The 24,319-nt window shown below is 63.9% G+C and carries 20 protein-coding genes and 4 tRNA genes; 11 read left to right on the top strand and 13 right to left on the bottom strand.

The window, feature by feature from the left end; genetic code table 11:
- Position 1 precedes the first annotated feature (1 nt).
- From M1D87_RS06570 to M1D87_RS06550, 5 genes are read left to right on the top strand one after another with little or no spacing between them, the layout of a single operon-like run.
- Positions 2-808 (top strand): alkaline phosphatase family protein, encoded by an 807-nt coding sequence (locus tag M1D87_RS06570; protein ID WP_013971416.1) that lies wholly within the window; start codon positions 2-4, stop codon positions 806-808.
- Positions 805-1,656: an ABC transporter permease gene (locus M1D87_RS06565; RefSeq protein ID WP_039614575.1), complete on the top strand. Its 852-nt coding sequence runs from the start codon at positions 805-807 to the stop codon at positions 1,654-1,656. Before M1D87_RS06570 ends, M1D87_RS06565 begins: the two co-directional genes overlap by 4 nt.
- On the top strand, positions 1,646-2,440 hold the full coding sequence (locus M1D87_RS06560; protein ID WP_013971414.1) for an ABC transporter permease: 795 nt from the start codon (positions 1,646-1,648) through the stop codon (positions 2,438-2,440). Before M1D87_RS06565 ends, M1D87_RS06560 begins: the two co-directional genes overlap by 11 nt.
- A gap of 1 nt (position 2,441) precedes the next feature.
- Positions 2,442-3,431, top strand: coding sequence for an ABC transporter ATP-binding protein (locus M1D87_RS06555; RefSeq protein WP_123084059.1), 990 nt, complete (start codon positions 2,442-2,444; stop codon positions 3,429-3,431).
- Between the two features lie 14 nt (positions 3,432-3,445).
- Positions 3,446-4,099: an HAD family hydrolase gene (locus tag M1D87_RS06550; protein WP_409280188.1), complete on the top strand. Its 654-nt coding sequence runs from the start codon at positions 3,446-3,448 to the stop codon at positions 4,097-4,099.
- A 117-nt stretch (positions 4,100-4,216) separates the two neighbouring features.
- Here M1D87_RS06550 and M1D87_RS06545 read toward each other — a convergent pair whose 3' ends face one another.
- Positions 4,217-5,179 carry an NAD(P)H-quinone oxidoreductase gene (locus tag M1D87_RS06545; protein WP_123084060.1) on the bottom strand — a complete coding sequence of 321 codons (963 nt, stop codon included), beginning with the start codon at positions 5,177-5,179 and terminating at the stop codon, positions 4,217-4,219.
- A gap of 144 nt (positions 5,180-5,323) precedes the next feature.
- Between M1D87_RS06545 and M1D87_RS06540 the strand changes: the two genes are divergently transcribed.
- Both M1D87_RS06540 and M1D87_RS06535 read left to right on the top strand, forming a co-directional pair.
- The gene (locus M1D87_RS06540) at positions 5,324-7,405 is read left to right on the top strand and encodes a carboxy terminal-processing peptidase (RefSeq protein ID WP_013971410.1); all 2,082 of its coding nucleotides are present in this window, start codon (positions 5,324-5,326) and stop codon (positions 7,403-7,405) included.
- Positions 7,406-7,521: 116 nt separating this feature from the next.
- On the top strand, positions 7,522-8,490 hold the full coding sequence (locus M1D87_RS06535) for an EAL domain-containing protein (RefSeq protein ID WP_409280187.1): 969 nt from the start codon (positions 7,522-7,524) through the stop codon (positions 8,488-8,490).
- A gap of 60 nt (positions 8,491-8,550) precedes the next feature.
- On the opposite strand, the gene M1D87_RS06530 is transcribed toward M1D87_RS06535, so the two are convergent.
- From M1D87_RS06530 to M1D87_RS06495, 8 genes are all read right to left on the bottom strand, one after another.
- Positions 8,551-8,919, bottom strand: a complete 369-nt coding sequence (locus tag M1D87_RS06530) for a hypothetical protein (RefSeq protein WP_013971408.1) — start codon at positions 8,917-8,919, stop codon at positions 8,551-8,553.
- Positions 8,916-9,254 carry a helix-turn-helix domain-containing protein gene (locus M1D87_RS06525; protein ID WP_003257349.1) on the bottom strand — a complete coding sequence of 113 codons (339 nt, stop codon included), beginning with the start codon at positions 9,252-9,254 and terminating at the stop codon, positions 8,916-8,918. The genes M1D87_RS06530 and M1D87_RS06525 overlap by 4 nt, the downstream gene beginning before the upstream one ends.
- A gap of 111 nt (positions 9,255-9,365) precedes the next feature.
- On the bottom strand, positions 9,366-9,806 hold the full coding sequence (locus tag M1D87_RS06520) for a YkvA family protein (RefSeq protein ID WP_096010061.1): 441 nt from the start codon (positions 9,804-9,806) through the stop codon (positions 9,366-9,368).
- A 292-nt stretch (positions 9,807-10,098) separates the two neighbouring features.
- Complete coding sequence (locus M1D87_RS06515; protein WP_003257347.1) at positions 10,099-10,863, bottom strand: FKBP-type peptidyl-prolyl cis-trans isomerase; 765 nt, start codon at positions 10,861-10,863, stop codon at positions 10,099-10,101.
- Positions 10,864-11,198: 335 nt separating this feature from the next.
- Positions 11,199-12,131: a pca operon transcription factor PcaQ gene (gene pcaQ / locus M1D87_RS06510; protein ID WP_096010062.1), complete on the bottom strand. Its 933-nt coding sequence runs from the start codon at positions 12,129-12,131 to the stop codon at positions 11,199-11,201.
- Between the two features lie 353 nt (positions 12,132-12,484).
- Positions 12,485-12,847 (bottom strand): nitrite reductase small subunit NirD, encoded by a 363-nt coding sequence (gene nirD, locus M1D87_RS06505; protein WP_096010063.1) that lies wholly within the window; start codon positions 12,845-12,847, stop codon positions 12,485-12,487.
- On the bottom strand, positions 12,847-15,399 hold the full coding sequence (gene nirB, locus M1D87_RS06500) for a nitrite reductase large subunit NirB (RefSeq protein ID WP_024086425.1): 2,553 nt from the start codon (positions 15,397-15,399) through the stop codon (positions 12,847-12,849). The genes nirD and nirB overlap by 1 nt, the downstream gene beginning before the upstream one ends.
- 293 nt (positions 15,400-15,692) lie before the next feature.
- Entirely contained in the window at positions 15,693-19,718 is a 4,026-nt protein-coding gene (locus M1D87_RS06495) for a bifunctional nitrate reductase/sulfite reductase flavoprotein subunit alpha (protein ID WP_123084062.1), read from the bottom strand.
- A gap of 265 nt (positions 19,719-19,983) precedes the next feature.
- Here M1D87_RS06495 and map point away from each other — a divergent pair, with 265 nt between their 5' ends.
- Positions 19,984-20,832, top strand: a complete 849-nt coding sequence (map, locus tag M1D87_RS06490; protein WP_080676024.1) for a type I methionyl aminopeptidase — start codon at positions 19,984-19,986, stop codon at positions 20,830-20,832.
- A gap of 207 nt (positions 20,833-21,039) precedes the next feature.
- On the opposite strand, the gene M1D87_RS06485 is transcribed toward map, so the two are convergent.
- The 4 genes from M1D87_RS06485 to M1D87_RS06470 form a co-directional block, all read right to left on the bottom strand.
- Positions 21,040-21,116 (bottom strand) — tRNA-Asp (locus M1D87_RS06485).
- Between the two features lie 13 nt (positions 21,117-21,129).
- A tRNA-Val gene (locus M1D87_RS06480) sits at positions 21,130-21,205 on the bottom strand.
- A gap of 169 nt (positions 21,206-21,374) precedes the next feature.
- Positions 21,375-21,451, bottom strand: a tRNA-Asp gene (locus M1D87_RS06475).
- Between the two features lie 13 nt (positions 21,452-21,464).
- Positions 21,465-21,540 (bottom strand) — tRNA-Val (locus tag M1D87_RS06470).
- A 217-nt stretch (positions 21,541-21,757) separates the two neighbouring features.
- On the opposite strand from M1D87_RS06470, the gene rdgC reads away from it, so the two are divergent.
- The 3 genes from rdgC to sugE all read left to right on the top strand — a co-directional run bounded on the left by rdgC (position 21,758) and on the right by sugE (position 24,318).
- Entirely contained in the window at positions 21,758-22,678 is a 921-nt protein-coding gene (gene rdgC, locus M1D87_RS06465; RefSeq protein WP_013971401.1) for a recombination-associated protein RdgC, read from the top strand.
- A gap of 126 nt (positions 22,679-22,804) precedes the next feature.
- Positions 22,805-23,770 carry a bile acid:sodium symporter family protein gene (locus M1D87_RS06460; RefSeq protein WP_039614584.1) on the top strand — a complete coding sequence of 322 codons (966 nt, stop codon included), beginning with the start codon at positions 22,805-22,807 and terminating at the stop codon, positions 23,768-23,770.
- A 230-nt stretch (positions 23,771-24,000) separates the two neighbouring features.
- The gene (gene sugE, locus M1D87_RS06455) at positions 24,001-24,318 is read left to right on the top strand and encodes a quaternary ammonium compound efflux SMR transporter SugE (protein WP_009686221.1); all 318 of its coding nucleotides are present in this window, start codon (positions 24,001-24,003) and stop codon (positions 24,316-24,318) included.
- Position 24,319 lies beyond the last annotated feature (1 nt).

Below are 24,319 nucleotides of genomic sequence, written 5' to 3'. Positions count from 1 at the left end.
CATGCAACACAACGTCATCCTGGTCCTGCTCGACGGCCTCAACTACCAGGTCGCGCATCACGCCATGGGCCACCTGCACGCCTACGTCGAGGCCGACCGTGCCGCGCTGTACCGCGTGGAATGCGAACTGCCGTCGCTTTCGCGGCCGCTGTACGAGTGCATCCTCACCGGTGTACCGCCGATCGACAGCGGCATCGTGCACAACAACGTCAACCGTCTGTCCAACCAGCGCAGCGTGTTCCACTACGCCCGCGAGGCCAACCTGGGCACTGCGGCTGCGGCCTATCACTGGATGAGCGAGCTGTACAACCGCTCGCCCTTCGACCCGCAGCGCGACCGCCATACCCACGCACCGAAGCTGCCGATCCAGCACGGGCTGTTCTACTGGGACGACCGTTACCCCGATTCGCACCTGCTGGCCGATGGCGAATACCTGCGCCGCCGCCACGCCCCCAATTTCCTGCTGGTGCACCCGATGAGCATCGACGATGTCGGCCACCACCACGGTCTGGACAGCAGCCAGTACCGCAACGCCGCGCGCAGCGCCGACATCCTGCTGGCCGACTACCTGCCAGGCTGGCTCGAAGAGGGCTACCAGGTGCTGGTCACCGCCGACCACGGCATGAACAACGACCGCTCGCACAATGGCCTGCTGACCGAGGAGCGCGAAGTGCCGCTGTTCGTCTTCGGCGATGCCTTCAGCCTCGATCCTGCGGCCAAACCGCTGCAGACCGAGTTGTGCGGGACCATCTGCGAGCTGCTCGGCGCGCCGCATGACAAGACCGTCTGCCGGGAGCTGCTGAAGTGACCACACCCAAGAGCAGCAACACCCGTGGCCGCTACCTGGCCCTGCTCTGCCTGCTACCGTTCGCCGTGTTCTTCGTCATCTTCCAGATCGCCCCGCTGGCCTGGGTGGCGATCAACAGCCTGCAATCGGAAGCGGGTTGGGGCGTGGACAACTTCAGCAAGGTATTCGCCTCGAAGTTCTACCTGCAGGCCCTGCAACGCAGCCTGGAGATCAGCTTCTGGTCGAGCCTGTTCGGCATCGTCATCGCCACCCTGGGCGCCTACTCGCTGCGCCAGGTGGACTCGAAGCTGCGCGACTTCGTCAGCGCCTTCGCCAACATGACCAGCAATTTCGCCGGGGTGCCGCTGGCCTTCGCCTTCATCATCCTGCTCGGTTTCAACGGCGCGCTGACCCTGCTGCTGAAGCAGGTCGGCCTGCTGGAGGACTTCAGCATCTATTCCAAGAGCGGGCTGATCCTGGTGTACACCTACTTCCAGATCCCGCTTGGCGTGTTGCTGCTGTACCCCGCGTTCGACGCACTGCGCGAAGACTGGCGCGAGTCGGCCGCACTGCTGGGGGCCAGCCACTGGCAATTCTGGCGACACATCGGCCTGCCGGTGCTGACCCCGGCACTGCTGGGCACTTTCGTCATCCTGTTGGCCAACGCCCTCGGTGCCTACGCCACCGTGTACGCGCTGACAACCGGCAACTTCAACGTACTGCCGATCCGCATCGCCGGCCTGGTGGCCGGTGACATCAGCCTCGATCCCAACCTGGCCAGCGCCCTGGCGATGGTACTGGTGGGGCTGATGACGCTGGTCACGGTGGTGCACCAATGGCTGCTGAAAAGGAGCTACCATGCGCGCTGACGCCCGTTCCGGCGGCTGGTACCACCGCGCCGTGGTCTACCTGCTGTTCCTCATCCTGCTGCTGCCGCTGGCCGGCACCCTGCTCTACTCGCTGGCCACCAGCTGGTCGGCCAGCCTGCTGCCCAGCGGCCTGACCTTCAAGTGGTACATCGCGCTGTGGAGCGAGCCGCGCTTCCTGGCCGCCTTCGGCCAGTCGCTGCTGGTGTGCGTGGGCGCGCTGCTGCTGTCGGTGGTACTGATCCTGCCGCTGCTGTTCGTGGTGCACTACCACTTCCCGAGGCTCGATGCGCTGATGAACATCCTCATCCTGCTGCCGTTCGCGGTGCCGCCGGTGGTGTCGTCGGTGGGGCTGCTGCAGCTATATGGCAGCGGGCCCATGGCCATGGTCGGTACACCGTGGATCCTGATCGGCTGCTATTTCACCATCGCCTTGCCGTTCATGTACCGGGCCATTACCAACAACCTGCAGGCGATCAACCTGCGCGACCTGATGGACGCCGCCCAGCTGCTGGGCGCCAGCACCTGGCAGGCGGCGCTGCTGGTGGTGCTGCCGAACCTGCGCAAGGGCCTGATGGTGGCACTGCTGCTGTCGTTCTCGTTCCTGTTCGGCGAGTTCGTGTTCGCCAACCTGCTGGTCGGCACCCGCTACGAGACCCTGCAGGTGTACCTGAACAACATGCGCAACAGCAGCGGCCACTTCAACAGCGCGCTGGTGATCTCGTACTTCGCCTTCGTGCTGGTGCTGACCTGGGTCGCCAACCGCCTGAACAAGGACAAGACCTGACATGAGCTTCGTCAGCGTACAGAAACTGCAAAAAAGCTACGCCGGCAGCCCGGTGTTCGAGAACATCGACTGCCATATCGAACGCGGTGAGTTCGTCACCCTGCTTGGCCCGTCCGGTTGCGGCAAGTCCACGCTGCTGCGCTGCATCGCCGGGCTGACCCCGGTGGACAGTGGGCAGATCCTGCTCGACGGCCATGACATCGTACCGCTGAGCCCGCAAAAGCGTGGCATCGGCATGGTGTTCCAGAGCTATGCGCTGTTCCCCAACATGACCGTGGAGCAGAACGTCGCCTTCGGCCTGCGCATGCAGAAGGTCAAGGCCGACGAAAGCCAGGCCCGGGTACGCGAGGCGCTGGAGCTGGTGGAGCTGGGCAACTTCGCCGGGCGCTACCCGCACCAGTTGTCCGGCGGCCAGTGCCAGCGCGTTGCCCTGGCCCGCTCGCTGGTCACCCGCCCGCGCTTGCTGCTGCTCGACGAGCCGTTGTCAGCGCTGGATGCGCGCATCCGCAAGCACCTGCGCGAGCAGATCCGCGCCATCCAGCGCGAGCTGGGGCTGACCACCATCTTCGTCACCCACGACCAGGAGGAGGCGCTGACCATGTCCGACCGCATCTTCCTGATGAACCAGGGGCGCATCGTCCAGAGCGGCGATGCCGAAACCCTCTACACCGCGCCGGTGGACCTGTTTGCCGCCGGCTTCATCGGCAACTACAACCTGCTCGACGCCGACAGCGCCAGCCGCCTGCTGCAGCGCCCGGTAGCCAGCCGCCTGGCAATCCGCCCCGAGTCGATCACCCTGGGCGTCAACGGCGAACTGGACGCCGAAGTGCGCAGCCACAGCCTGCTGGGCAACGTGATCCGCTACCGGGTGCGGGTGCGCGAGGTGGAACTGGTGGTCGACGTGCTCAACCGCTCACCGTCCGACCTGCACGCGGACGGGCAACGGGTAAGCTTGTCGATCGACCCCACGGCGCTACGGGAAGTGGCCTAAGGAGAATCAACACCATGGCACTGGCAATTTTCGATCTGGACGAAACCCTGATCCACGGCGACTGCGCCTCACTGTGGAGCGAGCAGATGGCCCGGCTGGGCTGGGTCGACGGCAAAACCTTCCTGCGCCGCGACCATGAGTTGATGGAAGCCTATGGCAAGGGCCACCTGCGGATGGAGGACTACATGGCCTTCAGCCTGGAGCCGATTGCCGGGCGCACCCTGGAAGAGGTCGAGCACCTGGTAGCACCGTGGGTCGAAGAGGTGATCGAGCCAATCATCTACGGCGACGCCTGCCGCTGCATTGCCGAGCACCGCAAGCGCGGGGATCGCATCCTGATCATTTCGGCGTCGGGTACGCACCTGGTCGGGCCGATTGCGGCGCGGCTGGGGGTGGACGAATACCTGGCGATCGAACTGGAGGCGGTGAACGGGGTTTATACCGGCAAGACCCACGGGGTGCTGACCTACCGCGAAGGGAAGATCACGCGGTTGCTGGAATGGCTGGACCAGGAGCAGGAGAACCTGGAAGGCGCGACTTTCTATTCCGACTCGCGCAACGATTTGCCGCTGTTGCTGAAGGTGGATCATCCGCATGTGGTGAACCCGGATGCGGTGTTGCGGGAGCATGCCGAGATCAATGGCTGGCCGGTTCTGAGCTGGACTTGAGGGCCATGGGGGCGCTTTGCGCCCCTTTCGCGACACAAGGCCGCTCCTACAGGAGATCGCATTCCCTTGTAGGAGCGGCCTTGTGTCGCGATGGGCTGCAAAGCAGCCCCGGCAATCTCAAGCCAGGCCTGGGTCGATCACCATCACCAGCTTGCCCGACACCTGGTTGGTCTCAAGCTCGGCATACGCCGCCTGGGCAAACTCCACCGGGTAGGTATCCACCAGCTGCGGCGACAGGCGCCCTTCGGCAAACAGCGGCCAAACCTGCTGCTGCAAATCGCGCAGCAACTCGGCCTTGAAGCCGTCATCGCGGTTACGCAGCGTGGAACCGGTAATCTCCAGGCGCTTGCCCAGTACCTGTGCCAGGTCCAGCTCGAACTTGCGCCCGCCCATCAGACCGATGATCACCCAGCGCCCGTCACGCGCCAGCAGCTTGAGGTTGAGCTCGCCGTAGCTGGCGCCCACCGGGTCGAGAATCACGTCGAACGGGCCAAAACCTTCCAGCGCTTCCAGGTTTTCGTTACGTACCACACCACCGGCGGCGCCCAGCGCCTCGCAGTAGGCCAGGCGGTCCTGGGAACCGACGCTGACCCACACCGGGCTGCCGAACGCCTTGCACAGCTGGATGGCGGCCGAGCCAACGCCGCTGGCGCCAGCGTGCACCAGCACCTTCTCGCCAGCTTTCACGCCACCCAGCTGGAAGATGTTCAGCCAGGCAGTGGCATATACCTCCGGCAACGCCGCCGCTTCGTGCAGGCTCAGGCCTTCGGGCACCGGCAGCACGTGGCGGGCATCCACCACCACTTCCTCGGCCATGGCGCCGCTGGCCAGCAGTGCGCACACCCGGTCACCCACCCGCCAGTCGGCACCGGCCCCCACTTCCTCGATCACCCCGGAGCACTCCAGGCCCATGTACGGGCTGGCGCCTGGCGGTGGTGGGTACAAACCTTTCATCTGCAGCAGATCGGCGCGGTTCAGCCCCGCAGCAGCCACGCGAATGCGCACTTGACCCGCGTCGCAGGCCGGGCGCTCGGCCTCGACCCAAGCCACATGTCCGTCAACGCCTTGCAATGCCTTCACAGTGCCTCCATAGTTGAATCATATGACCGAGCCTGGGAACGCCAAGTCCCCAGGCTTTTTGCAGTATGCATCCGGTTTTTTGCAACCGGTGAACAGAAAAGACGGCCTACTATGCGTGATCAATTGTCTCCACGTCGAATCAGCATGAAGCATTTCCTCCCAAGCACCGCCCTGGCGCTGATGATCGGCCTGGGCAGCCTCACGCTCGGCGGCAATGCGGCGGCCGCCAACAAATGGGACAGCCTGCAGCCGGACCGCGACGAGATCGTCGCCAGCCTCAACGTGGTGGAATTGCTCAAGCGCCACCACTACAGCAAGCCGCCGCTGGACGACGCCCGTTCGGTCATCATCTATGACAGCTACATCAAGCTGCTGGACCCGGCGCGCAGCTACTTCACCGCTGCCGACATCGCCGAATTCGACAAATGGAAAACGCAATTCGACGATTTCCTCAAGAGCGGTAACCTGGACCCGGGCTTCACCATCTACAAACGCTATCTGGACCGCGTCAAGCAACGTCTGGACTTCGCCCTGGCCGAGCTGAACAAGGGCGTGGACAAGATCGACTTCAACGCCAAGGAAACCTTGCTGATCGACCGCAAGGACGCCCCGTGGATGAAGGACCAGGCCGAGCTCGACGATTTGTGGCGCAAACGCGTCAAGGACGAAGTGCTGCGCCAGAAGATCGCCGGCAAGGAACCCAAGCAGATCCAGGAAACCTTGACCAAGCGCTACAAGAACCAACTGTCGCGCCTGGACCAGACCCGTGCCGAGGACATCTTCCAGGCCTACATCAATACCTTCGCCCAGTCCTACGACCCGCACACCAACTACCTGTCGCCGGACAACGCAGAAAACTTCGACATCAACATGAGCCTGTCGCTGGAAGGCATCGGCGCAGTGCTGCAAAGCGACAACGACCAGGTCAAGATCGTGCGCCTGGTGCCGGCAGGCCCGGCGGCCAAGACCAAGCAGGTGGCACCGGCCGACAAGATCATCGGCGTGGCCCAGGGCAACAAGGAAATGGTCGACGTGGTCGGCTGGCGCCTGGACGAAGTGGTCAAGCTGATCCGCGGCCCGAAAGGCTCGGTGGTGCGCCTGGAGATCATCCCGGCCAGCAACGCGCCTAGCGACCAGACCAGCAAGATCGTGTCGATCACCCGCGAGGCGGTGAAGCTCGAGGAGCAGGCAGCGAAGAAGTCGGTGCTCAAGCTCAAGCAGGACGGGCGTGACTACAAGCTGGGCATCATCGAGATCCCGGCCTTCTACCTCGACTTCAAGGCCTATCGCGCCGGTGACCCGGAGTACAAGAGCACCACGCGTGACGTGAAGAAGCTGCTGACCGAGTTGCAGAAAGAAAAAGTCGACGGCGTGGTCATCGACCTGCGCAACAACGGCGGCGGCTCGCTGCAGGAAGCCACCGAGCTGACCAGCCTGTTCATCGAGAAAGGCCCGACCGTGCTGGTGCGCAACAGCGACGGCCGTGTCGACGTGCTGGAAGACGAAAACCCCGGCGCCTTCTACAAGGGCCCACTGGCACTGCTGGTCAACCGCCTGTCGGCATCGGCTTCGGAGATCTTCGCCGGTGCCATGCAGGACTACCACCGTGCGCTGATCATCGGCGGCCAGACCTTCGGCAAAGGCACCGTGCAGACCATCCAGCCACTCAACCATGGCGAGCTGAAGCTTACCCTGGCCAAGTTCTACCGGGTTTCCGGGCAGAGCACCCAGCATCAGGGGGTGCTGCCGGACATCGACTACCCGTCGATCATCGATACCAAGGAGATCGGCGAGAGCGCCCTGCCCGAGGCCATGCCGTGGGACACCATTCGCCCGGTGGTCAAGCCGGCGGCCGACCCGTTCAAGCCGTTCCTGGCCCAACTCAAGGCACAGCATGAAGCGCGCAGCGACAAGGATGCAGAGTTCACCTACATCCGCGACCGCCTGGCCCTGACCCAGAAGCTGATGAACGAAAAGACCGTCAGCCTCAACGAGCAGGACCGTCGTGCACGCCACGATGCAATCGAGGCCAAGCAGCTGGCACTGGAGAACATCCGCCGCAAGGCCAAGGGTGAAGAGCCGCTGAAGGAGCTGAAGAAAGAGGACGAGGACGCGCTGCCGACCGAGGATGAAAACACCAAGCCGGAAGACGATGCCTACCTGTCGGAAACCGGCCGCATCCTTATCGACTACCTGAGTGCAAGCACCAAGGTGGCCAAGAAGTAAGACTGTAGCAATGATGGCAAATTAGCTCTACTTGTCATCAAACAGTCATCGCGCTGTCGTGAAATAGAGGGGCCGGGCGTGGAATCGCCCGGCCCTTTCATTTTCAGGAATACGCCATGACCGTCGCCGAACAGCTCAGTGCCTTGAGTGCCATCCTGGCTCAACGCAGCATCCACAGTCTGTTCCAGCCGATCATGTGCCTGAGCGAGCAACGGGTTTTCGGCCATGAGGCGTTGAGCCGCGGGCCGTCCAACAGCCCGCTGCACGCACCGCTGAACCTGTTTACCATCGCCCGCCAGGCCGGCCGCCTGACCGAACTGGAGGCTGCCTGCCGGGAAAGCGCCTGCCGGCGTTTCAGCGAACAGCAGTTGCAGGGCAAACTGTTTCTCAACATCTCGCCAGAATCGCTGCTCGAGCCGCACTACCCGTCCGGGCAGACCCTGAAACTGCTCGGACAGGTCGGCCTGCCGCCTAGCCGGGTGGTAATCGAGCTGACCGAACACACCCCGACCGACGACTTCCAGCTGCTGTCCAACGCCCTGCACCACTATCGGGACATGGGCTTCTCGATTGCCATCGACGATCTGGGAGCGGGTTATTCGAGCCTGCGCCTGTGGTCGGAGCTGCGCCCCGAATATGTGAAAGTCGATCGCCACTTCATCGACGGCATCCACCGCGACCCGCTCAAGCGTGAATTTGTCGGTTCGATATTGCAGATTGCCCGAGCGTCGAAGGCGCAGGTAATTGCCGAAGGCATCGAAATGGCGGAGGAGCTGGCGGTGCTGGTGGAGATGGGGGTGGACCTGGTGCAGGGCTACCTGCTGGGGCGGCCGCAGGAGCTGGGGGCGCGCGAAAGCCGGCCACTACCGGCGCTGATGAACGTTCCGCAGGCCGAACAGCCGACGGTGCGGCTCAATGCCACGATTGGGCAGTTGCTGGAGTTGTTTGGCCGACACCGGCACCTGGAGGTATTGGAGGTGGTGGATGCCGATGGCAGGGCTTGTGGGCTGATCCACAGGGATGCGCTGCCTGTTCCGGCCTCTTCGCGGGTAAACCCGCTCCCACAGGTTCACCACAGGTCTTGAGCCTTGTGTTGTACCTGTGGGAGCGGGTTTACCCGCGAAGAGGCCGGGACAGGCAACGAATCAGGCCGTTTCGGGGTAGCTGTACTCGAACACCCTGACCACCTCGGAGGCATGCCATGAGGCCGCTTCCATGCCGTCGACCGGCCCGGAAAATCGGCCCAATCGTTCAACGCACTCAAAAAAACCGGTACGCGGCAAACGGCTGGCACCCTGGCTGATCACCAGCGAGCTGCGCAATGGCTGCTCGGCGCGGGCATCCAGCACCGCCAGGTACTCCAGCGCGGCTGTCAGCGTCTGCATGGCCGGGCTGGGCAACTGCAAACGCTCGATCAGCGCTCGATAGGTCAGCAAGTGACGTTGACGACGGGCCAGGTCAAGCTCGCCCAGCAGGTTATCCCAGTGCTGACGGCTGATCCTGACCTGGCTCATGATGGTTCGCTCCAGCCAGCCACCCCCAGATGCCAGGCCAGAGCACGGCGGATAGCAGCATCCGGCTGGCGTTCACCTGATTCGATCATGGCCAGGTATGCCGGGCTTACCCCGACATTGCGCGCCAGTTGCTCAGGGGCAATGCCCTTGGCCTGGCGAATCTGTGCCACTTCGCTGAAGGCCGGCAATGGCGCACTGGCCACATCGCCCTGCGCTTCACTGGCAAGCACCTCGGCTGGTGCCTGCCCAGCGGCCTTGAGCAGTGCCTGGTACTGTTCCCAGGGAACGACGGCGTACTCGGGTTGACCGTCCCGGCTGATGACCTGAATACCCATTACAAACCCCTTTAAAAAGGATTACAGCATGTAATCCGTAGGCATAACCCTTATGCCAATTATATTACCAACTCTGGGGTCTGTGCAGTTGCGCTGCGGTTGCGGCCAGTTTCACTGCGTGTTGCGTTCCAACCGCAGCGCTTCGGGGGTGGCCGGCAGGCGCTCGACCACGCGCAGCCGTTCGGGCGCCTGGTTGTCGCGCCAGGCCTTGAAGCGCGCCAGTTCGTCAGCCACGGTCTTCAGTATCCAGCCCAGCACCGCGATGTCATCGAGGAAACCCACGCCCAGCAGCCAGTCGGGAATGGCGTCGATGGGGCTGACGAAATACAGCAGCCCGGCGACGATGGTTACCAGCGCCTTGGGGCTGATGGCACGGTACTCGCCGCGCCACCAGGCCAGGCACAGCGACTGCAGCAGCTTCACGTCTTCACGCAGCTGGCCGATGCGCGGGCCTTTGCGAGCTACCGCGAACAGCAAGGCGGGCAACCGGCCGCGGCTGAGCAGGCGCTCGGCCAACGGCAGGAAACGGGCAAAATTCCAGGGTGCGCTCATGGAGCCTCCAGAGGAAAAGGTTATCCACATTTATTGTGGATAACCTTGTGAACAGGGCGACGTTTCTGACCCCAGGTGCCTGCCAGGCAAGGGCCTCGGTCAGATCGGGCGTTTTTTACACAGTCGTTTCACACCTTGGGTACGTACGCCGCAAACGGTTTGCGTCAGAAGCATTCTGCTTCTTCACGCTGCATTTCCTCGGACAGTATCAGCAGTTGCAGGTTCGTCCAACTACCCGGCACAAACGAAAACGCCCCGTCGGGACGGGGCGTTTTGCGTGGGCCAGCCAGTGTTACTTGGCAGGCGCTTCGGCCGGGGCCTCGGCAGGAGCTTCCGCTTCCGGCTCGGCGCCTTGCAGCTGGGCCGGATCCTTGATGGCGATCAGTTCCAGGTCGAATACCAGTACCGAGTTGGCCGGGATCAGCGGGCTTGGGCTTTGCGCGCCGTAAGCCAGTTCAGCCGGGATGAACAGCTTGTACTTCTCGCCGACGTGCATCAGCTGCAGGCCTTCGACCCAACCCGGGATCACGCCGCTGACCGGCAGGTCGATCGGGCTGCCGCGCTCGACGGAGCTGTCGAACACCTTGCCATCGATCAGCTTGCCTTCGTAGTGGACGGTGACCACGTCGGTCGCCTTGGGCTGCGGGCCGTCGGCCTTCTTGACCACTTCGTACTGCAGGCCCGAGGCAGTGGTGACCACGCCTGGCTTCTTGGCGTTTTCCTCGAGGAATTTCTTGCCGGCGGAGGCGGCTTCTTCGCTGGCCTTGGCCAGGCGCTCTTCGGCACGCTTCTGCAGCGCAGTGAAGGCCTCTACCAGCTCTTCGTCCTTGATGCGCTGTTCCTTCTTGCCAACGGCGTCTTCGATGCCGAGGGCTACTGCTTTCGAATCAAGGTCTTCCATGCCTTCCTGAGCCAGGCTCTTGCCCATGTTCAGGCCGATACCGTAGGAGGCTTTCTGTGCCGGAGTCTTCAGCTCGGGGCTGCTGGTCTGTTGATCACAGCCAGCCAGTACCAGGCCTACCAGGGCAACCGCAGCCGCCAAACGATGCTGTTTCATGCTATTTCCTTGTTCATGCGCCAAAAGGGCAATCAGGGTAAAGCCGCGAGCTTAGCAGGCGGCCATGACCAATGGCTACCGGCATAGGAGCGGGTTTTGGTAAGGAAGTTCAGTAGTTAAACGCTTATTCATCAAAGGATGTGCAGCCACTGGCCAGTATTGATCGGTTGCGGCGCCTTTGCCCGGTTTTGCGGCGGATTTATTTAGCTGAATGCTGAAAAGCCTGCACTGGCCCTATCGCCGGCAAGCCAGCTCCCACAGGTTCACCACAGGCCCGGAAGCAGTTGCTATCCCTGTGTGTGGCTTGCCGGCGAAAGGGCCAAAAAAACCTGCGTTCAGGGGTAGCTGCCCTCTCGGTACTGCCCCGCTACCTCGCGCAACACCTCGCATACCCACTGCCCAGGCAGGCTCTGCGGCAAGGCGGCATTGCGACAGATGCCGACCGAGCCGCCCGGCTCGCGCACACCCAGGTCGAGCTCGATCAGCTCGCCCCGGCGCAGGTCGAGCAGCACCGCATCGCGCGGTGCCACCCACACGGCATCGCTGCCCAGCAGGTAGCGCCGGCTCAGCGCCAGCGACAGGGTTTCCAGGCGCTGGGCGGGCATCTGGATGCCACATTGCACGAACAGGCTGTCGGCATGCTGGCGGATGGTGGTGCCGGCTGGCGGCAGCACCAGCGGGTAATGTCCAACCTCCCCGCGCTCTACTGGCTTGCTGGCCAGTAGCGGGTGGCCTGGCCGCACCACCAGGCTCATCGACTCGCTGTACAGGTGCTCGAACGACAGGCCCTGGATCTGCGGGCTGTCGGTCATGCGCCCGACCACCAGTTCCAGTTCGCCGAGGCGCAACTGGCCGAGCAGCTGCGCGCTGACCCCGGTGACCACACTGATCACCAGCGCCTCATGCCGCTGGTGCAGGCGGCACAGCACTTCGGGCATGAGCAGGCCTTCGACCGTGGACAGCACACCGATGCGCACCTGCGACGGCGCCCGCGCCTCGCCACGCAGGCTGCTGACGCCATCGCGCAGGGCCTGCACGCTGGGCCCGGCGTAGCGCATGAAACGCGTGCCGGCCGGGGTCAGCTCGACGCCCTGACGGCTGCGCGCGAACAGGCGCGTTTCCAGCAGGTCTTCGAGTTCCTTGAGGGTCTTGGAGATGGCTGGCTGGCTGATTGCCAGGATGTCGGCAGCCCTGGCCAGGCTGCCCTGCCGGGCAATCTCCAGGAAGCACAGCAGGTGGCGGTACTTGATGCGGGTGTCGAGGTTCATGGGCTCAAGCTTACCGCATGCAGATAGCCTGTACCGGCCCTTTCGCGGGTGAACCCGCTCTCATAGAACAACACATGACTCATTGGTTCGGCGAGGTTCTGTAGGAGCAGCCTTGTGCTGCGAAGAGGCCGGTACTGACAAAGCCTGTCTGTCGCTTGTACCGGCCTCTTCGCAGCACAAGGCTGCTCCTACAAAGGACGCGTCAGACGAGCGATATTTGTTCTCTGCGCGACAGCGCAGCCCAAAAGGGCTGGGTAATCTCCCACAAGGATCTCCGCAGTTCTCCAGACCTGTGCAGGGCCTGTGGGAGCAGGCGTGCCCGCGAAGAGGCCGGTGCAGGCGGCAGATGAATATCAGGCCACAGCCAACTCCACCGCCTCCCCGTTCAACCGCACCGGCCACACCCGCAAGCGCTGCCCGCTATCCTCCAGGCACTCCCCGCTCTCCAGGCTGAAGTGCTGCTTGTACAACGGCGCCGCCACCACCAACTCCCCCTGCAAGCTACCGACCAGCCCGCGCCCGATGATGTTGGCCCCGGACCGCGGATCGCGATTGCCCACCGCATACAGGCTCTGCTCCAGCCCAGGCAGGTAGAACAACGCCACCTGCACACCGTCAAGCCACACCACCACGCCAGAGTCGGCCACCAGGTCATCGGCCTGGCACACCACCTGCCAGTTCTCGTGGGTTTTCACAGCAGCATTGGACAAGTTCATCAGACAGCCTCCTCGACGGTTGGGATCAGGTGCAGTGGCGCAGCAGGCCGGCGCTGTTCGCGTTCGCGCACGAAGTGCACGTCCGGGTCGGCGCGGCGGTCGTTGACGAAAGTACGGAAGCGCTTGAGCTTCTCGGGGTCGTTGAGGGCGTTGGCCCATTCGCATTCATACTGGTCGACCACATGCTGCATCTGCGCCTCCAGCTCGCTGGCCAGGCCCAGGCTGTCGTCGAGGATCACCTGCTTCAGGTAGTCCAGCCCACCTTCCAGGTTCTCGCGCCACACCGAGGTGCGCTGCAGTTTGTCGGCGGTGCGGATGTAGAACATCAGCACGCGGTCGATCAGGCGCACCAGGGTTTCGTCGTCGAGGTCGGTGGCGAACAGTTCGGCGTGCCGCGGGCGCATGCCGCCGTTGCCGCATACGTACAGGTTCCAGCCCTTGTCGGTAGCGATCACGCCGATGTCCTTGCTCTGTGCTTCGGCGCATTCGCGGGTGCAGCCGGACACCGCGAACTTGAGCTTGTGCGGGCTGCGCAGGCCTTTGTAGCGGTCTTCCAGGCGCAGGGCCATGCCGACGCTATCCTGCACGCCATAACGGCACCAGGTGCTGCCGACGCACGACTTTACCGTGCGGGTCGACTTGCCGTAGGCGTGGCCGGTTTCGAAGCCGGCCTCGATCAGCTCGCCCCAGATCAGCGGCAGCTCGTGCAACTGGGCGCCGAACAGGTCGATGCGCTGGCCGCCGGTGATCTTGGTGTACAGGTCGTACTTTTTCGCCACCTGGCCGATCACGATGAGCTTGTCGGGGGTGATTTCACCACCGGGGATGCGCGGCACCACCGAGTAGGTGCCGTTCTTCTGCATGTTGGCCATGAAGGTGTCGTTGGTGTCCTGCAGCGGCACCAGCGCCGGGTCCATGATCGGCTGGTTCCAGCACGAGGCGAGGATACTGCCCACCGCCGGCTTGCAGATGTCGCAGCCAACGTGGCCCTTGCCGTGGCGTTCGAGCAGTTCGTTGAAGGTGCGGATACCCTCTACCCGCACCAGCCCGTACAGCTCCTGACGGGTGTAGGCGAAGTGCTCGCACAGGCTCTTGTCCACCGCCACGCCGCGAGCGGTCAGCTCGTGCTCGAATACCTGCTTGAGCAGTGCCGCGCAACCACCACAACCGGTGGCGGCCTTGGTGCAGCCCTTGACTGCGGCAAGGTCGCCGCAGCCGCTGTCGATGGCGGCGCAGACCGCGCCCTTGCTGACGTTGTGGCACGAGCAGATGGTCGCGCTGTCGGGCAGCGCATCGGCGCCCAGGGCCGGTGCGCCGCCGCCTTGCGGCAGTATCAGTGCCGCCGGGTCGGCTGGCAGGGCGATGCCGTTCTGGGCGTATTGCAGAAGGGTGTCGTAGTAGCTGTTGTCGCCCACCAGCACCGCACCGAGCACGTGCTTGCCGCTGGCATCCACCACCAGCCGGCGATAGGCGCTGTTGGCTTCGTCGATGAAGCGGTAGCTGCGTGCGCCCGGAGTGGCGCCATGGGCATCGCCGATGGAGCCGACATCCACGCCCAGCAACTTGAGCTTGGTCGACATGTCGGCACCGGTGAATTCGCCAGCGGCTTCACCCATCAGCAATGCCGCCAGGTTGCGCGCCATGCTGTAGCCCGGGGCGACCAGGCCGAACACGCTGCCGTTCCACGAGGCGCACTCGCCGATGGCAAAGATGCGTGGGTCGCTGCTGCGGCAGTGGTTGTCGATCACCACGCCACCACGCGCGGCGATGTCCAGGCCACAGGCACGGCCCAGGGCATCCTGCGGGCGGATACCTGCGGAGAACACGATCAGATCGGTTTCCAGATGCTCGCCGCCATCGAAGTTCATGCGGTAGCGGTAGTCTTCACCCGCACTGATCGACTGGGTGGCCCGCGACAGATGCACGCCAACACCCAGCGCTTCGATCTGTGCCTTGAGCGCGGCACCGCCCTCGCCGTCCAGCTGCACCGGCATCAGCCGTGGGGCGAATTCCACCACGTGGGCTTCCAGGCCCAGCGACTTGAGAGCGTTGGCTGCTTCCAGGCCAAGCAAGCCACCGCCCACTACCACGCCACGTCGGGCACTGGCTGCGGCAGCGCGGATGCCGTCGAGGTCGTCAAGGGTGCGGTAGACCAGGCGGGCATTGCCGCTGGAACCTTCGATCGGTGGCACGAAGGGATAGGAACCCGTGGCCAGCACCAATTGGTCGTAGCCGTAACGGCCCTCGGCGGTAACCACTTCGGCGTGCTCACGGTCGATTTCCAGCACCGCTTCACCGAGGTGCAGGTGCACACCGTTGGCGCCGTAGAAGTCCTGCCCGCACAGAGCCAGGGTTTCGGCACAGCTGCCGCCGAAGTACTCGGACAGGTGCACGCGGTCGTAGGCACGCTGGCGCTCTTCGCCGAACACATGCACTTCGAAGCGCTGCAAGGCGCCGCGGCTGACCAGTTGTTCGACGCAATGGTGGCCGACCATGCCGTTGCCGACGATGACCAGTCGCTCTCGTTGCCCGCTGCTCGCTGTTGCCTTCATAAGCCGATCCTCGATCAAAAAAAAAAGCGCCTGGAGCCGAAGCTCCAGGCGCCTTTGCCTGTATTCATCACGGTAGGGGGCCCGGGTTGATCGCCGTTGATCAGTGGGCTTTGTTGTATCCAGGGTAAAGCAGGGAGTGTGCCAACTGGGTTGCCTGTGCCGGCCTCTTCGCAGCACAAGGCTGCTCCTACAGGTTTCGCGCCCCCTTGCAGGAGCAGCCTTGTGCTGCGAAGAGGCCGGCACAAGCGATCAAACTGCACAACCGGGGTGCACCACACCCCATCCCGGTGCACTCAGTACACGTCGCGCCGATAGCGCTTGGCTTTGCTCAAATCCTCAACATAAGCCGCAGCCGCCGCGGCATCCATGCCGCCATGCTCGGCGACGATGACCCGCAACGCCGCATCCACATCCTTGGCCATGCGCTGCGCATCGCCACACACATAGAAGTACGCGCCCGCCTCCAGCCACTGCCACAACTGCGCGCCCTGTTCCAGCATGCGCTGCTGCACATAGACCTTCTCGGCCTGGTCGCGTGAAAACGCCGTGTCCAGGCGCAAGTGCCCTGCAGCCTGCCAGGCCTGTAGCTGCTCCTGGTAATAGAAATCGGTTGCTGCGTACTGCTCGCCAAAGAACAGCCAGTTAGCCCCTTTCGCCCCACGTGCCTCTCGTTCTTCGAGAAAGGCCCTGAACGGCGCAATGCCGGTGCCGGGACCGACCATGATCACCGGCACGCTGTCGTCCTCGGGCAGGCGAAAGTGCTTCGACACCTGCGGGAAGATGGCAACCTTCAGCGCCTGCGCACGGTCGGCGAGGAAGCTTGAACACACCCCTTTGCGCGCGCCATAGCGCACCGTGGAAACGGTCAGATGCACCTGCTGCGGGTGCGCCAGCGGGCTGGAGCTGATGGAGTACAGACGCGGCTGCAAGGGCTTGAGCAACTCCAGCCAAATGGCCAACGGCAGTTGCTGAGGAAAGGCGCGCAGAACATCGACCAGTTGCCGCCCCCACAACCAGTCCTGCAGCTCGGCCTTGCAATCGGGCTGCAGCAGGCGCTGCAGGTCCGGGGCATTGCCGGCGAAGGCCTGCAACTGCTGCGTGGTGACCTTGGCGATTTCCAGGTGCGCTTGCAGGGCTTCGGTCAGCGGCATGGCGGGCTGGCCTTTCAGCTCGACCATGGTCTGGCCATCGAGCTGTATCAGCGCCAGCAGCTCGTCGACCAGGGCGGGACAGTTGCGCGGCCACACGCCCAGGGCATCACCGGCGGCATAGGTGAAGCCGCTGCCGCTCAGGTCGAACACCAGTTGACGGGTTTCCTTGGTAGCACCCGGGCCGTTGAGCAGGCGGTTTTCCAGCAAGGTGGCAGCCCAGGGTTGCTGCTTGCCATAGGCCGCCACGGGCGCAGGCTCGGTGACCGGTTGCGGTGCAGCAGCGCGGCCTAGCGTGGGCAGCAGCGCATCCAGCCAGGCGGCGAAGGCGTCGTCGAAGTCCGGCTCGCAGTCCACCCGCTGCAGCAGGCGCCGCCCGCCCAGCTCGGCCAGGCGTTGGTCGAGTTTGCGGCCAAAGCCGCAGAACTGGTCGTAACTGGAGTCGCCCAGGGCCAGCACGGCAAAAGGCAGTTCGGCGCAGTGGGCGCCCTCCTCGCCCTGCAAGGCTTGCCAGAATGCCGCTGCGCTGTCGGGCGCGTCACCATCGCCAAAGGTGCTGGCGATCAGCACCACGCTGGCGGCGCCCTGCAGCTGGCGCGGGCTGACCGCTTCCATGCAGCTGAGCTGCACGTCGAGGCCGGCACCGCGCAGGCGCTCGGCACAGCGTTCGGCCAACAGCTCGCCGTTGCCGGTTTGCGAAGCCCACAGCACCTGGTGCCGTGGTGCCACCAACGCCGCATCGGGCAGCACCGCCGGCTGGGCGAACAGCCCGGCCAGCAAGCCATCGACGAACAACCGGCGGTTGGCGGCCAGCGGCGCACTGGCCGGCAGACAGGGCACGCCCTCGGCGCGGGCCTGGTCCAGGCCCAGCAGAAAGCCTTGCAGGTAATGGCGCTCTTCCTCGGCCAGCACCGGAGCTGGCAGGGTGTCCAGGCCAAGCAGACGGGACAGGGTGGCGGTCGGCATGCGGGCAGGCTCCGGATTGGCAGTGTTCAGATCAAGGGCTTCGATGCGCTCACCGGCAACCCGCTCCAGGGTCACGGCACAATGCTTGAACGCCGGCTGCAGCGACAGCGGGTCGACCGCATCGCAGGTCACGGCGTTGATCGCCAGTTGCTCGCCGATCAGGTCATTCCAGTGAAACGGGGCAAAGCAGTTGCCAGGCATGACCCGGTCGCTGATTCGCGCGGGCAGCACGGCTTGCCCGCGGCGCGAGCGAATGGCCACCTGGTCCTTTTCGGCGATGCCCAGCCGGGCAGCATCGTCGCGGTGGATTTCCACGAAGGGGCCGGGCTCCAGCTTGTTCAGCGCCGGGACCTTGCCGGTCTTGGTCAGGGTGTGCCACTGGTGCTGCACGCGGCCGGTATTCAGCACCATGGGGTAATCGGCATCCGGCAGCTCCGCCGCCGGCAACCAGGGCCGGGCGAAGAAGCGGGCCTTGCCGCTGGCGGTCGGGAAGGCCAACACCGGGCGCTCGCCCTGGGCATCGCGCAACAGCGTCTGGCTATTGCCGTCGTTGCGATAGCGCAGCGGGCTGCGCGGGTTGTCGCGGCCCGGAGCGCAGGGCCACTGGTGTGGCTGCTCGCGCAGTTCGGCATAGCCGATGCCCCGCAGGTCGTAGCCGGTGACCGGGTTGTGGAAGCGGCGGATTTCCTCGTACACAGCTTCCGCATCGGGGTAGTCGAAGGCGTCGGCATAGCCCATGGCACAGGCGACTTGAGCGATGATCTGCCAGTCTGGCAGGCTCTGCCCGGGCGGTTCGACGGCACGTGGCATGAGGGTGAGGTTACGCTCGCTGTTGATCATCACGCCCTCGCCTTCGGCCCAAAGTGCAGCCGGTAGCAGGATGTCGGCGTAGCGGTTGGTCTCGGTGTCGAGGAAGGCATCCTGGGTAATTACCAGTTCGGCCTGGCGCAGGCCGTCGATCACCTGCTGGCGGTTGGCGACACTGGCCACCGGGTTGCTGCAGATGACCCAGCAGGCTTTTACCACGCCGCTTTTCATCTGCTCGAACAGCGCCACCGTGCCCTCGCCGCCTTCGCTGCGCAGGCTGCCCGGGGCCAGTTGCCACTGCTGCTCGACGAAGGCACGGTCTTGCGCTACCAGCGCCGAGCGCTGGCCTGGCAGGCCGGGGCCCATGTAGCCCATCTCGCGGCCGCCCATGGCATTGGGTTGGCCGGTCAACGAGAACGGGCCGCTGCCCGGGCGGCAGATCGCGCCCGTGGCCAGGTGCAGGTTGCAGATCGCATTGGTGTGCCAGGTCCCATGGATGCTCTGGTTAAGGCCCATGGTCCAGCAACTCATCCAGTTGCGGGCACTGCCGATCCATTCGGCGGCCTTGATGATGTCGGCCTCGGCCAACCCGGTGATGGCGGCCACGTGGTCAGGGGTGTAGTCATCGAGAAAGGCCGGCAGTTCATCCCAGCCTTCGGTATGGCGGGCGATGAAATCAGGGTCGGTGTGGCCGTTACGCAGCAGCAGGTGCAACAGGCCGTTGAGCAAGGCCATGTCGCTGCCGGGGCGCACCTGCAGGAACAGGTCAGCCTTGTCGGCGGTGGCACTGCGCCGCGGGTCGACGACGATCAGCTTGGCCCCCGCCTTGACCCGGTCGAGCAGGCGCAGGAACAGGATCGGGTGACAGTCGGCCATGTTGGCGCCGATCACCAGGAATACGTCGGCGTGCTCGAAGTCCTGATAGCTGCCGGGCGGGCCATCGGCACCGAGCGACAGCTTGTAGCCGCTGCCGGCACTGGCCATGCACAGGCGCGAGTTGGACTCGATGTGGCGGGTGCGGATAAAGCCCTTGGCCAGCTTGTTGGCCAGGTACTGGGCCTCCAGCGACATCTGCCCGGACACGTACAGCGCCACGGCGTCGGGGCCGTGCTGGTCGATGATGCCGCGCAAACGCCCGGCGGCTGCGGCGATGGCCTGGTCGATGCCGGTACGCGCTGGCTGCTGGCTGCGCTGCTGGCGCACATAGGCATCCTCCATGCGCCCGGCAGCAGTCAGCGGCAGGTGTGCGGTGAGACCTTTGGTGCACAGGCGGCCGAAGTTGCTGGGGTGCTGCTTGTCGCCGCTGATCTTGCCGACCTTGCCATCGGCGACGCTCATGACGATGCCGCAACCGACGCCGCAGTAGGGGCAGACGCTGCGTACTTCGCTGTTGGCCATGGGCGGGCTCCTGTAGGGAACGCAAAAAGGCGCCGGCTGCCCCTGCTTGCTGGGCAAGCGGGGCAACACGGCGCCTTTGTCGTGAAGTTTTGTGGGCTGTCGACGTTGATAGCCCTGGGTAGCGGTAGATCAGCAATTAATGGGCCAGCTGTGCCGGCCCATTCGCGGGTAAACCCGCTCCCACAGAGGTATCGCAAGGCCTGAGGGCAGTGATGTACCTGTAGGAGCGGGTTTACCCGCGAAGGGGCCGGCACAGGAGTGCACCATGCGATGGCAACCCCGCACCCCATGGCGCTATGCTGGGGCACATTCCAGCATGAGCCACTGCCCTCCCCCCATGTCCCAGGTGATTATCAAGACCCCCGCCCAACTCGACCTGATGCGCCGCGCCGGCCAGCTGCTTGCCCAGGTGTTCGCCGACCTCGACAGCTTCATCCGCCCCGGCGTGACCACCATGCAGATCAACGACCGCGCCGAGGCGTTCATCGTCGGCACGCTCAAGGCCCGCCCGGCGAGCAAGGGCCAGTATGGTTTCCCCTATTCGCTCAACACCTCGGTGGACCATGTGGTGTGCCATGGCATGCCCAAGGTCGATGAAGTACTGAAGGAAGGCTCGATCATCAACGTCGACATCACCCTGGAACAAGGCGGCTATATCGCCGACTCGTCGAAGATGTACAGCATCGGACCGATCAGCGATGAGGCGCAGCGCCTGGTCGACACCACCTATGACGCGCTATGGAAAGGCATCGAACAGGTACGCCCCGGGGCTACGCTAGGTGATATTGGCCATGCCATCCAGACCCATGCCGAAGCGGCGGGCTACAGCGTCGTACGTGAGTATTGCGGGCATGGCATTGGCCAACAGATGCATGAAGGGCCCGAGGTGCTGCACATTGGCCAGCGCGGGATGGGCCTGAAGTTGAAGCCGGGGATGGTGTTTACCATCGAACCGATGATCAACCAGGGCGGACGCGGGACGCGCACGCTGAAGGACGGCTGGACAGTGATTACCCGCGACCACAGCTTGTCGGCGCAGTGGGAGCATACCGTGGCGGTGACCGAGGATGGGGTCGAGGTGCTGACCTTACGGGAAGAAGAGCGTCGCCGCTGAGATTGCTACAGATCCTCTGTGGGAGCGGGTTCACCCGCGAACACCGGCAAAGCCGGTGCCATGCACCGTGTCGCATTCTTCGCGGGTAAACCCGCTCCCACAGGGGCCAGGCAGCGCCTGATGGTTTTTTGCAGAAACAAAAAAAGCGACCCTAAGGTCGCTTTCTCTGTTACTTCCGGGTGTTCAGTAGGCCCTGGAAGTGGAATATGGCGCAGCGGACGGGACTCGAACCCGCGACCCCCGGCGTGACAGGCCGGTATTCTAACCGACTGAACTACCGCTGCGCTAAACATCGAGTGGTGGGTGATGACGGGATCGAACCGCCGACCCTCTGCTTGTAAGGCAGATGCTCTCCCGGCTGAGCTAATCACCCATGTCTCTCGGTGTGGCGCGCATTCTACGGGCGACTTGGCGCTCTGGCAAGCACTTATCAAACTTTTTGCAAAATTCGCGAAACACCAAATCGCAGGCACAAAAAAAGCGACCCTGAGGTCGCTTTCTCTGTTACTTCCGGGTGTTCAGTAGGTCCTGGAAGTGAAATATGGCGCAGCGGACGGGACTCGAACCCGCGACCCCCGGCGTGACAGGCCGGTATTCTAACCGACTGAACTACCGCTGCGCTAAACATCGAGTGGTGGGTGATGACGGGATCGAACCGCCGACCCTCTGCTTGTAAGGCAGATGCTCTCCCGGCTGAGCTAATCACCCTTCGTCTCGGTGTGGCGCGCATTCTACGGACGACCCCGTACCCTGGCAAGCACTTTTTTAACTTTTTTCAAAAAAAACCTCAGGCCTTTCAAAGACCTAGAGCTGCCACGTGCATCTTTACATTCAGCTACAGCTACTGGCACTCCGACAGGGTTGGCCTGAGAGCACCGCTCGGAGAATAATGCCCGCCTTATGCATTAAGGAGAGATTGCCCCTCATGTGGTTCAAGAACCTGCTGACCTACCGTCTGACCCAGGAAGTCCCGTTCGAGCCTGAAGCGCTGGAAGCGGCCCTGGCCAGCAAGCCGGCCCGCCCCTGCGCCAGCCAGGAGCTGACCACCTATGGTTTCGTCGCGCCATTCGGCAAGGGCGAAGACGCTCCCCTGGTGCATGTCAGCGGCGAGTACCTGCTGATTGCCGCGCGCAAGGAAGAACGCATCCTGCCCAGCAGCGTGGTCAACGACGCGGTGAAGGAAAAGGTCGAAGAGATCGAGACCGAGCAGATGCGCAAGGTCTATAAAAAGGAACGCGACCAGATCAAGGACGAGATCATCCAGGCCTTCCTGCCGCGCGCGTTCATTCGCCGCTCGATGATCTTCGCCGCCATCGCACCGCGCCTGGGCGTGATTCTGGTCAACTCGGCCAGCGCCAAGCGTGCCGAAGACCTGCTGTCGACTTTGCGTGAAGTGATGGGCTCGCTGCCGGTGCGTCCGGCCACCGTGAAAATCGCACCGGTTGCCACCATGACCGAGTGGGTCAAGTCGCAGGAAGCAGCTGAAGGCTTCTATGTGCTGGACGAGTGCGAACTGCGCGACACCGCCGAAGATGGCGGTATCGTGCGCTGCAAGCGCCAGGACCTGACCGGCGAGGAAATCCAGCTGCACCTGAGCACTGGCAAGGTGGTTACCCAGCTGGCCCTGGCCTGGCAGGACAAGCTGTCGTTCATTCTGGATGACAAGATGGTGATCAAGCGCCTGAAGTTCGAAGAGCTGCTGCAGGAGCAGGCCGAACAGGATGGTGGCGATGAGGCTGCGCAACAGTTCGATGCCAGCTTCCAGCTGATGATGATGACCTTTGCCGAATTCCTGCCGGTGCTGTTCGAGGCGCTGGGTGGGGAAGAGATTCCGCAAGGGGTCTGACTGGTTTTGAAATGCCGGTGCTGGCCTGGGAGATATCCTCAGACCGTACTGGCCCTTTCGCGGGCTTGCCCGCGAAGAGGCCAGTGAAATTCTTGAAGCGATAAAACAAAAAGGAATTGCCCCCCCATGCGTGCCCTCGCCACCCTCAGCCGCTTCGTCGGCAATACCTTCGCCCTGTGGGTGCTGGTGTTCGCCGTACTGGCCTTCCTGCAACCGCAATGGTTCATCGCTCTGAAGGTGGCCATCGTGCCGCTGCTGGGCCTGGTGATGTTCGGCATGGGCCTCACCCTCAAGCTCGATGACTTCGCCGCCCTCGCCCGCCAGCCCTGGCGGGTGATGCTGGGGGTGGTCGCGCACTTCGTGATCATGCCGGGCATGGCCTGGCTGCTGTGCCAGCTGTTCCACCTGCCGCCGGAAATCGCCGTGGGCGTGATCCTGGTTGGCTGCTGCCCGAGCGGCACGGCATCGAACGTGATGGTCTGGCTGTCACGCGGCGACCTGGCGCTGGCGGTGGCCATCGCTGCGGTCACCACCCTGCTCGCCCCGCTGCTGACTCCGGCGCTGATCTGGTTCCTGGCCTCGGCCTGGCTGCCGGTGTCCTTCATGGACATGTTCTGGTCGATCCTGCAGCTGGTGATGCTGCCGATCGTGCTCGGCGTACTGACCCAGCGGCTGCTTGGCGCGCGGGTGCAGGCGGCGGTGCAGGTACTGCCGCTGGTGTCGGTGGTGAGTATCGTGATGATCGTGTGCGCGGTGGTGGCGGCCAGCCAGGCGAAGATCGCCGAGTCAGGGCTGCTGATCATGGCGGTGGTGATATTGCACAACAGCTTCGGCTACTTGCTGGGGTACCTGACCGGCAGGCTGTGCAAGCTGCCGCTGGCACAGCGCAAGTCGCTGGCGCTGGAGGTGGGCATGCAGAACTCCGGGCTGGGCGCGGCACTGGCGGCGGCGCATTTTTCGCCGCTGGCTGCGGTGCCGAGTGCGTTGTTCAGCGTTTGGCACAATATTTCCGGGGCGCTGCTGTCTACCTGGTTCCGGCGCATGGGGGAACCTGTGGCAGAAGCCGAAGGTGGGGAGCCGGCCAGGCATTGATGTTGCCTGCACTGGCCCCTTCGCGGGTAAACCCGCTCCCACAGGTACTGCACAGGTCTGAAAATTGTGGAGATCCCTGTAGGAGCGGGGTTACCCGCGAAGAGGCCCGCGCAGGCTTGCCCAGAGGGCTGCATATATGCACCATGGCACCCACTGTGAGGACGACCTCACGACGCACCGCGTGACCATTCCGGGGACGGCCCCATCATTCACAACGATGGAGACGCACCATGTCCTGGATCATCCTGTTCTTCGCCGGCCTGTTCGAGGTCGGCTGGGCCGTCGGCCTGAAATACACCGACGGCTTCAGCAAGCCACTGCCCACCGTCCTCACCGTCGCCGCCATGGCCATCAGCCTGGGCCTGCTGGGCCTGGCCATGAAAGAGCTGCCGCTGGGTACCGCCTATGCCATCTGGACCGGCGTCGGCGCCGTCGGCACGGTGATCGCCGGTATCATCCTGTTCGGCGAGTCCATGGCCCTGGTACGCCTGGTCAGCGTGGCGCTGATCATTACCGGCCTGGTCGGCCTGAAAGTCAGCGCCAGTTGAC

This window comes from Pseudomonas sp. SA233, assembly GCF_054792385.1.
Note: the sequence above shows the minus strand (reverse complement) of the source record. Positions and strands in the feature narration are given on the sequence as shown.

Excerpts from the sequence above, each read along its gene's own strand:
- sugE (WP_009686221.1), top strand. The coding sequence starts at position 24,001 with ATGTCCTGGATCATCCTGTTCTTCGCCGGCCTGTTCGAGGTCGGCTGG.
- M1D87_RS06535 (WP_409280187.1), top strand. The coding sequence starts at position 7,522 with ATGACCGTCGCCGAACAGCTCAGTGCCTTGAGTGCCATCCTGGCTCAA.
- rdgC (WP_013971401.1), top strand. The coding sequence starts at position 21,758 with ATGTGGTTCAAGAACCTGCTGACCTACCGTCTGACCCAGGAAGTCCCG.
- pcaQ (WP_096010062.1), bottom strand. The coding sequence starts at position 12,131 with ATGAACCTCGACACCCGCATCAAGTACCGCCACCTGCTGTGCTTCCTG.
- M1D87_RS06520 (WP_096010061.1), bottom strand. The coding sequence starts at position 9,806 with ATGAGCGCACCCTGGAATTTTGCCCGTTTCCTGCCGTTGGCCGAGCGC.
- nirB (WP_024086425.1), bottom strand. The coding sequence starts at position 15,399 with ATGAAGGCAACAGCGAGCAGCGGGCAACGAGAGCGACTGGTCATCGTC.
- M1D87_RS06550 (WP_409280188.1), top strand. The coding sequence starts at position 3,446 with ATGGCACTGGCAATTTTCGATCTGGACGAAACCCTGATCCACGGCGAC.
- M1D87_RS06495 (WP_123084062.1), bottom strand. The coding sequence starts at position 19,718 with ATGGCCAACAGCGAAGTACGCAGCGTCTGCCCCTACTGCGGCGTCGGT.
- M1D87_RS06555 (WP_123084059.1), top strand. The coding sequence starts at position 2,442 with ATGAGCTTCGTCAGCGTACAGAAACTGCAAAAAAGCTACGCCGGCAGC.
- nirD (WP_096010063.1), bottom strand. The coding sequence starts at position 12,847 with ATGAACTTGTCCAATGCTGCTGTGAAAACCCACGAGAACTGGCAGGTG.
- M1D87_RS06570 (WP_013971416.1), top strand. The coding sequence starts at position 2 with ATGCAACACAACGTCATCCTGGTCCTGCTCGACGGCCTCAACTACCAG.
- M1D87_RS06525 (WP_003257349.1), bottom strand. The coding sequence starts at position 9,254 with ATGGGTATTCAGGTCATCAGCCGGGACGGTCAACCCGAGTACGCCGTC.
- M1D87_RS06540 (WP_013971410.1), top strand. The coding sequence starts at position 5,324 with ATGAAGCATTTCCTCCCAAGCACCGCCCTGGCGCTGATGATCGGCCTG.
- M1D87_RS06515 (WP_003257347.1), bottom strand. The coding sequence starts at position 10,863 with ATGAAACAGCATCGTTTGGCGGCTGCGGTTGCCCTGGTAGGCCTGGTA.
- M1D87_RS06560 (WP_013971414.1), top strand. The coding sequence starts at position 1,646 with ATGCGCGCTGACGCCCGTTCCGGCGGCTGGTACCACCGCGCCGTGGTC.
- M1D87_RS06530 (WP_013971408.1), bottom strand. The coding sequence starts at position 8,919 with ATGAGCCAGGTCAGGATCAGCCGTCAGCACTGGGATAACCTGCTGGGC.
- map (WP_080676024.1), top strand. The coding sequence starts at position 19,984 with ATGCGATGGCAACCCCGCACCCCATGGCGCTATGCTGGGGCACATTCC.
- M1D87_RS06460 (WP_039614584.1), top strand. The coding sequence starts at position 22,805 with ATGCGTGCCCTCGCCACCCTCAGCCGCTTCGTCGGCAATACCTTCGCC.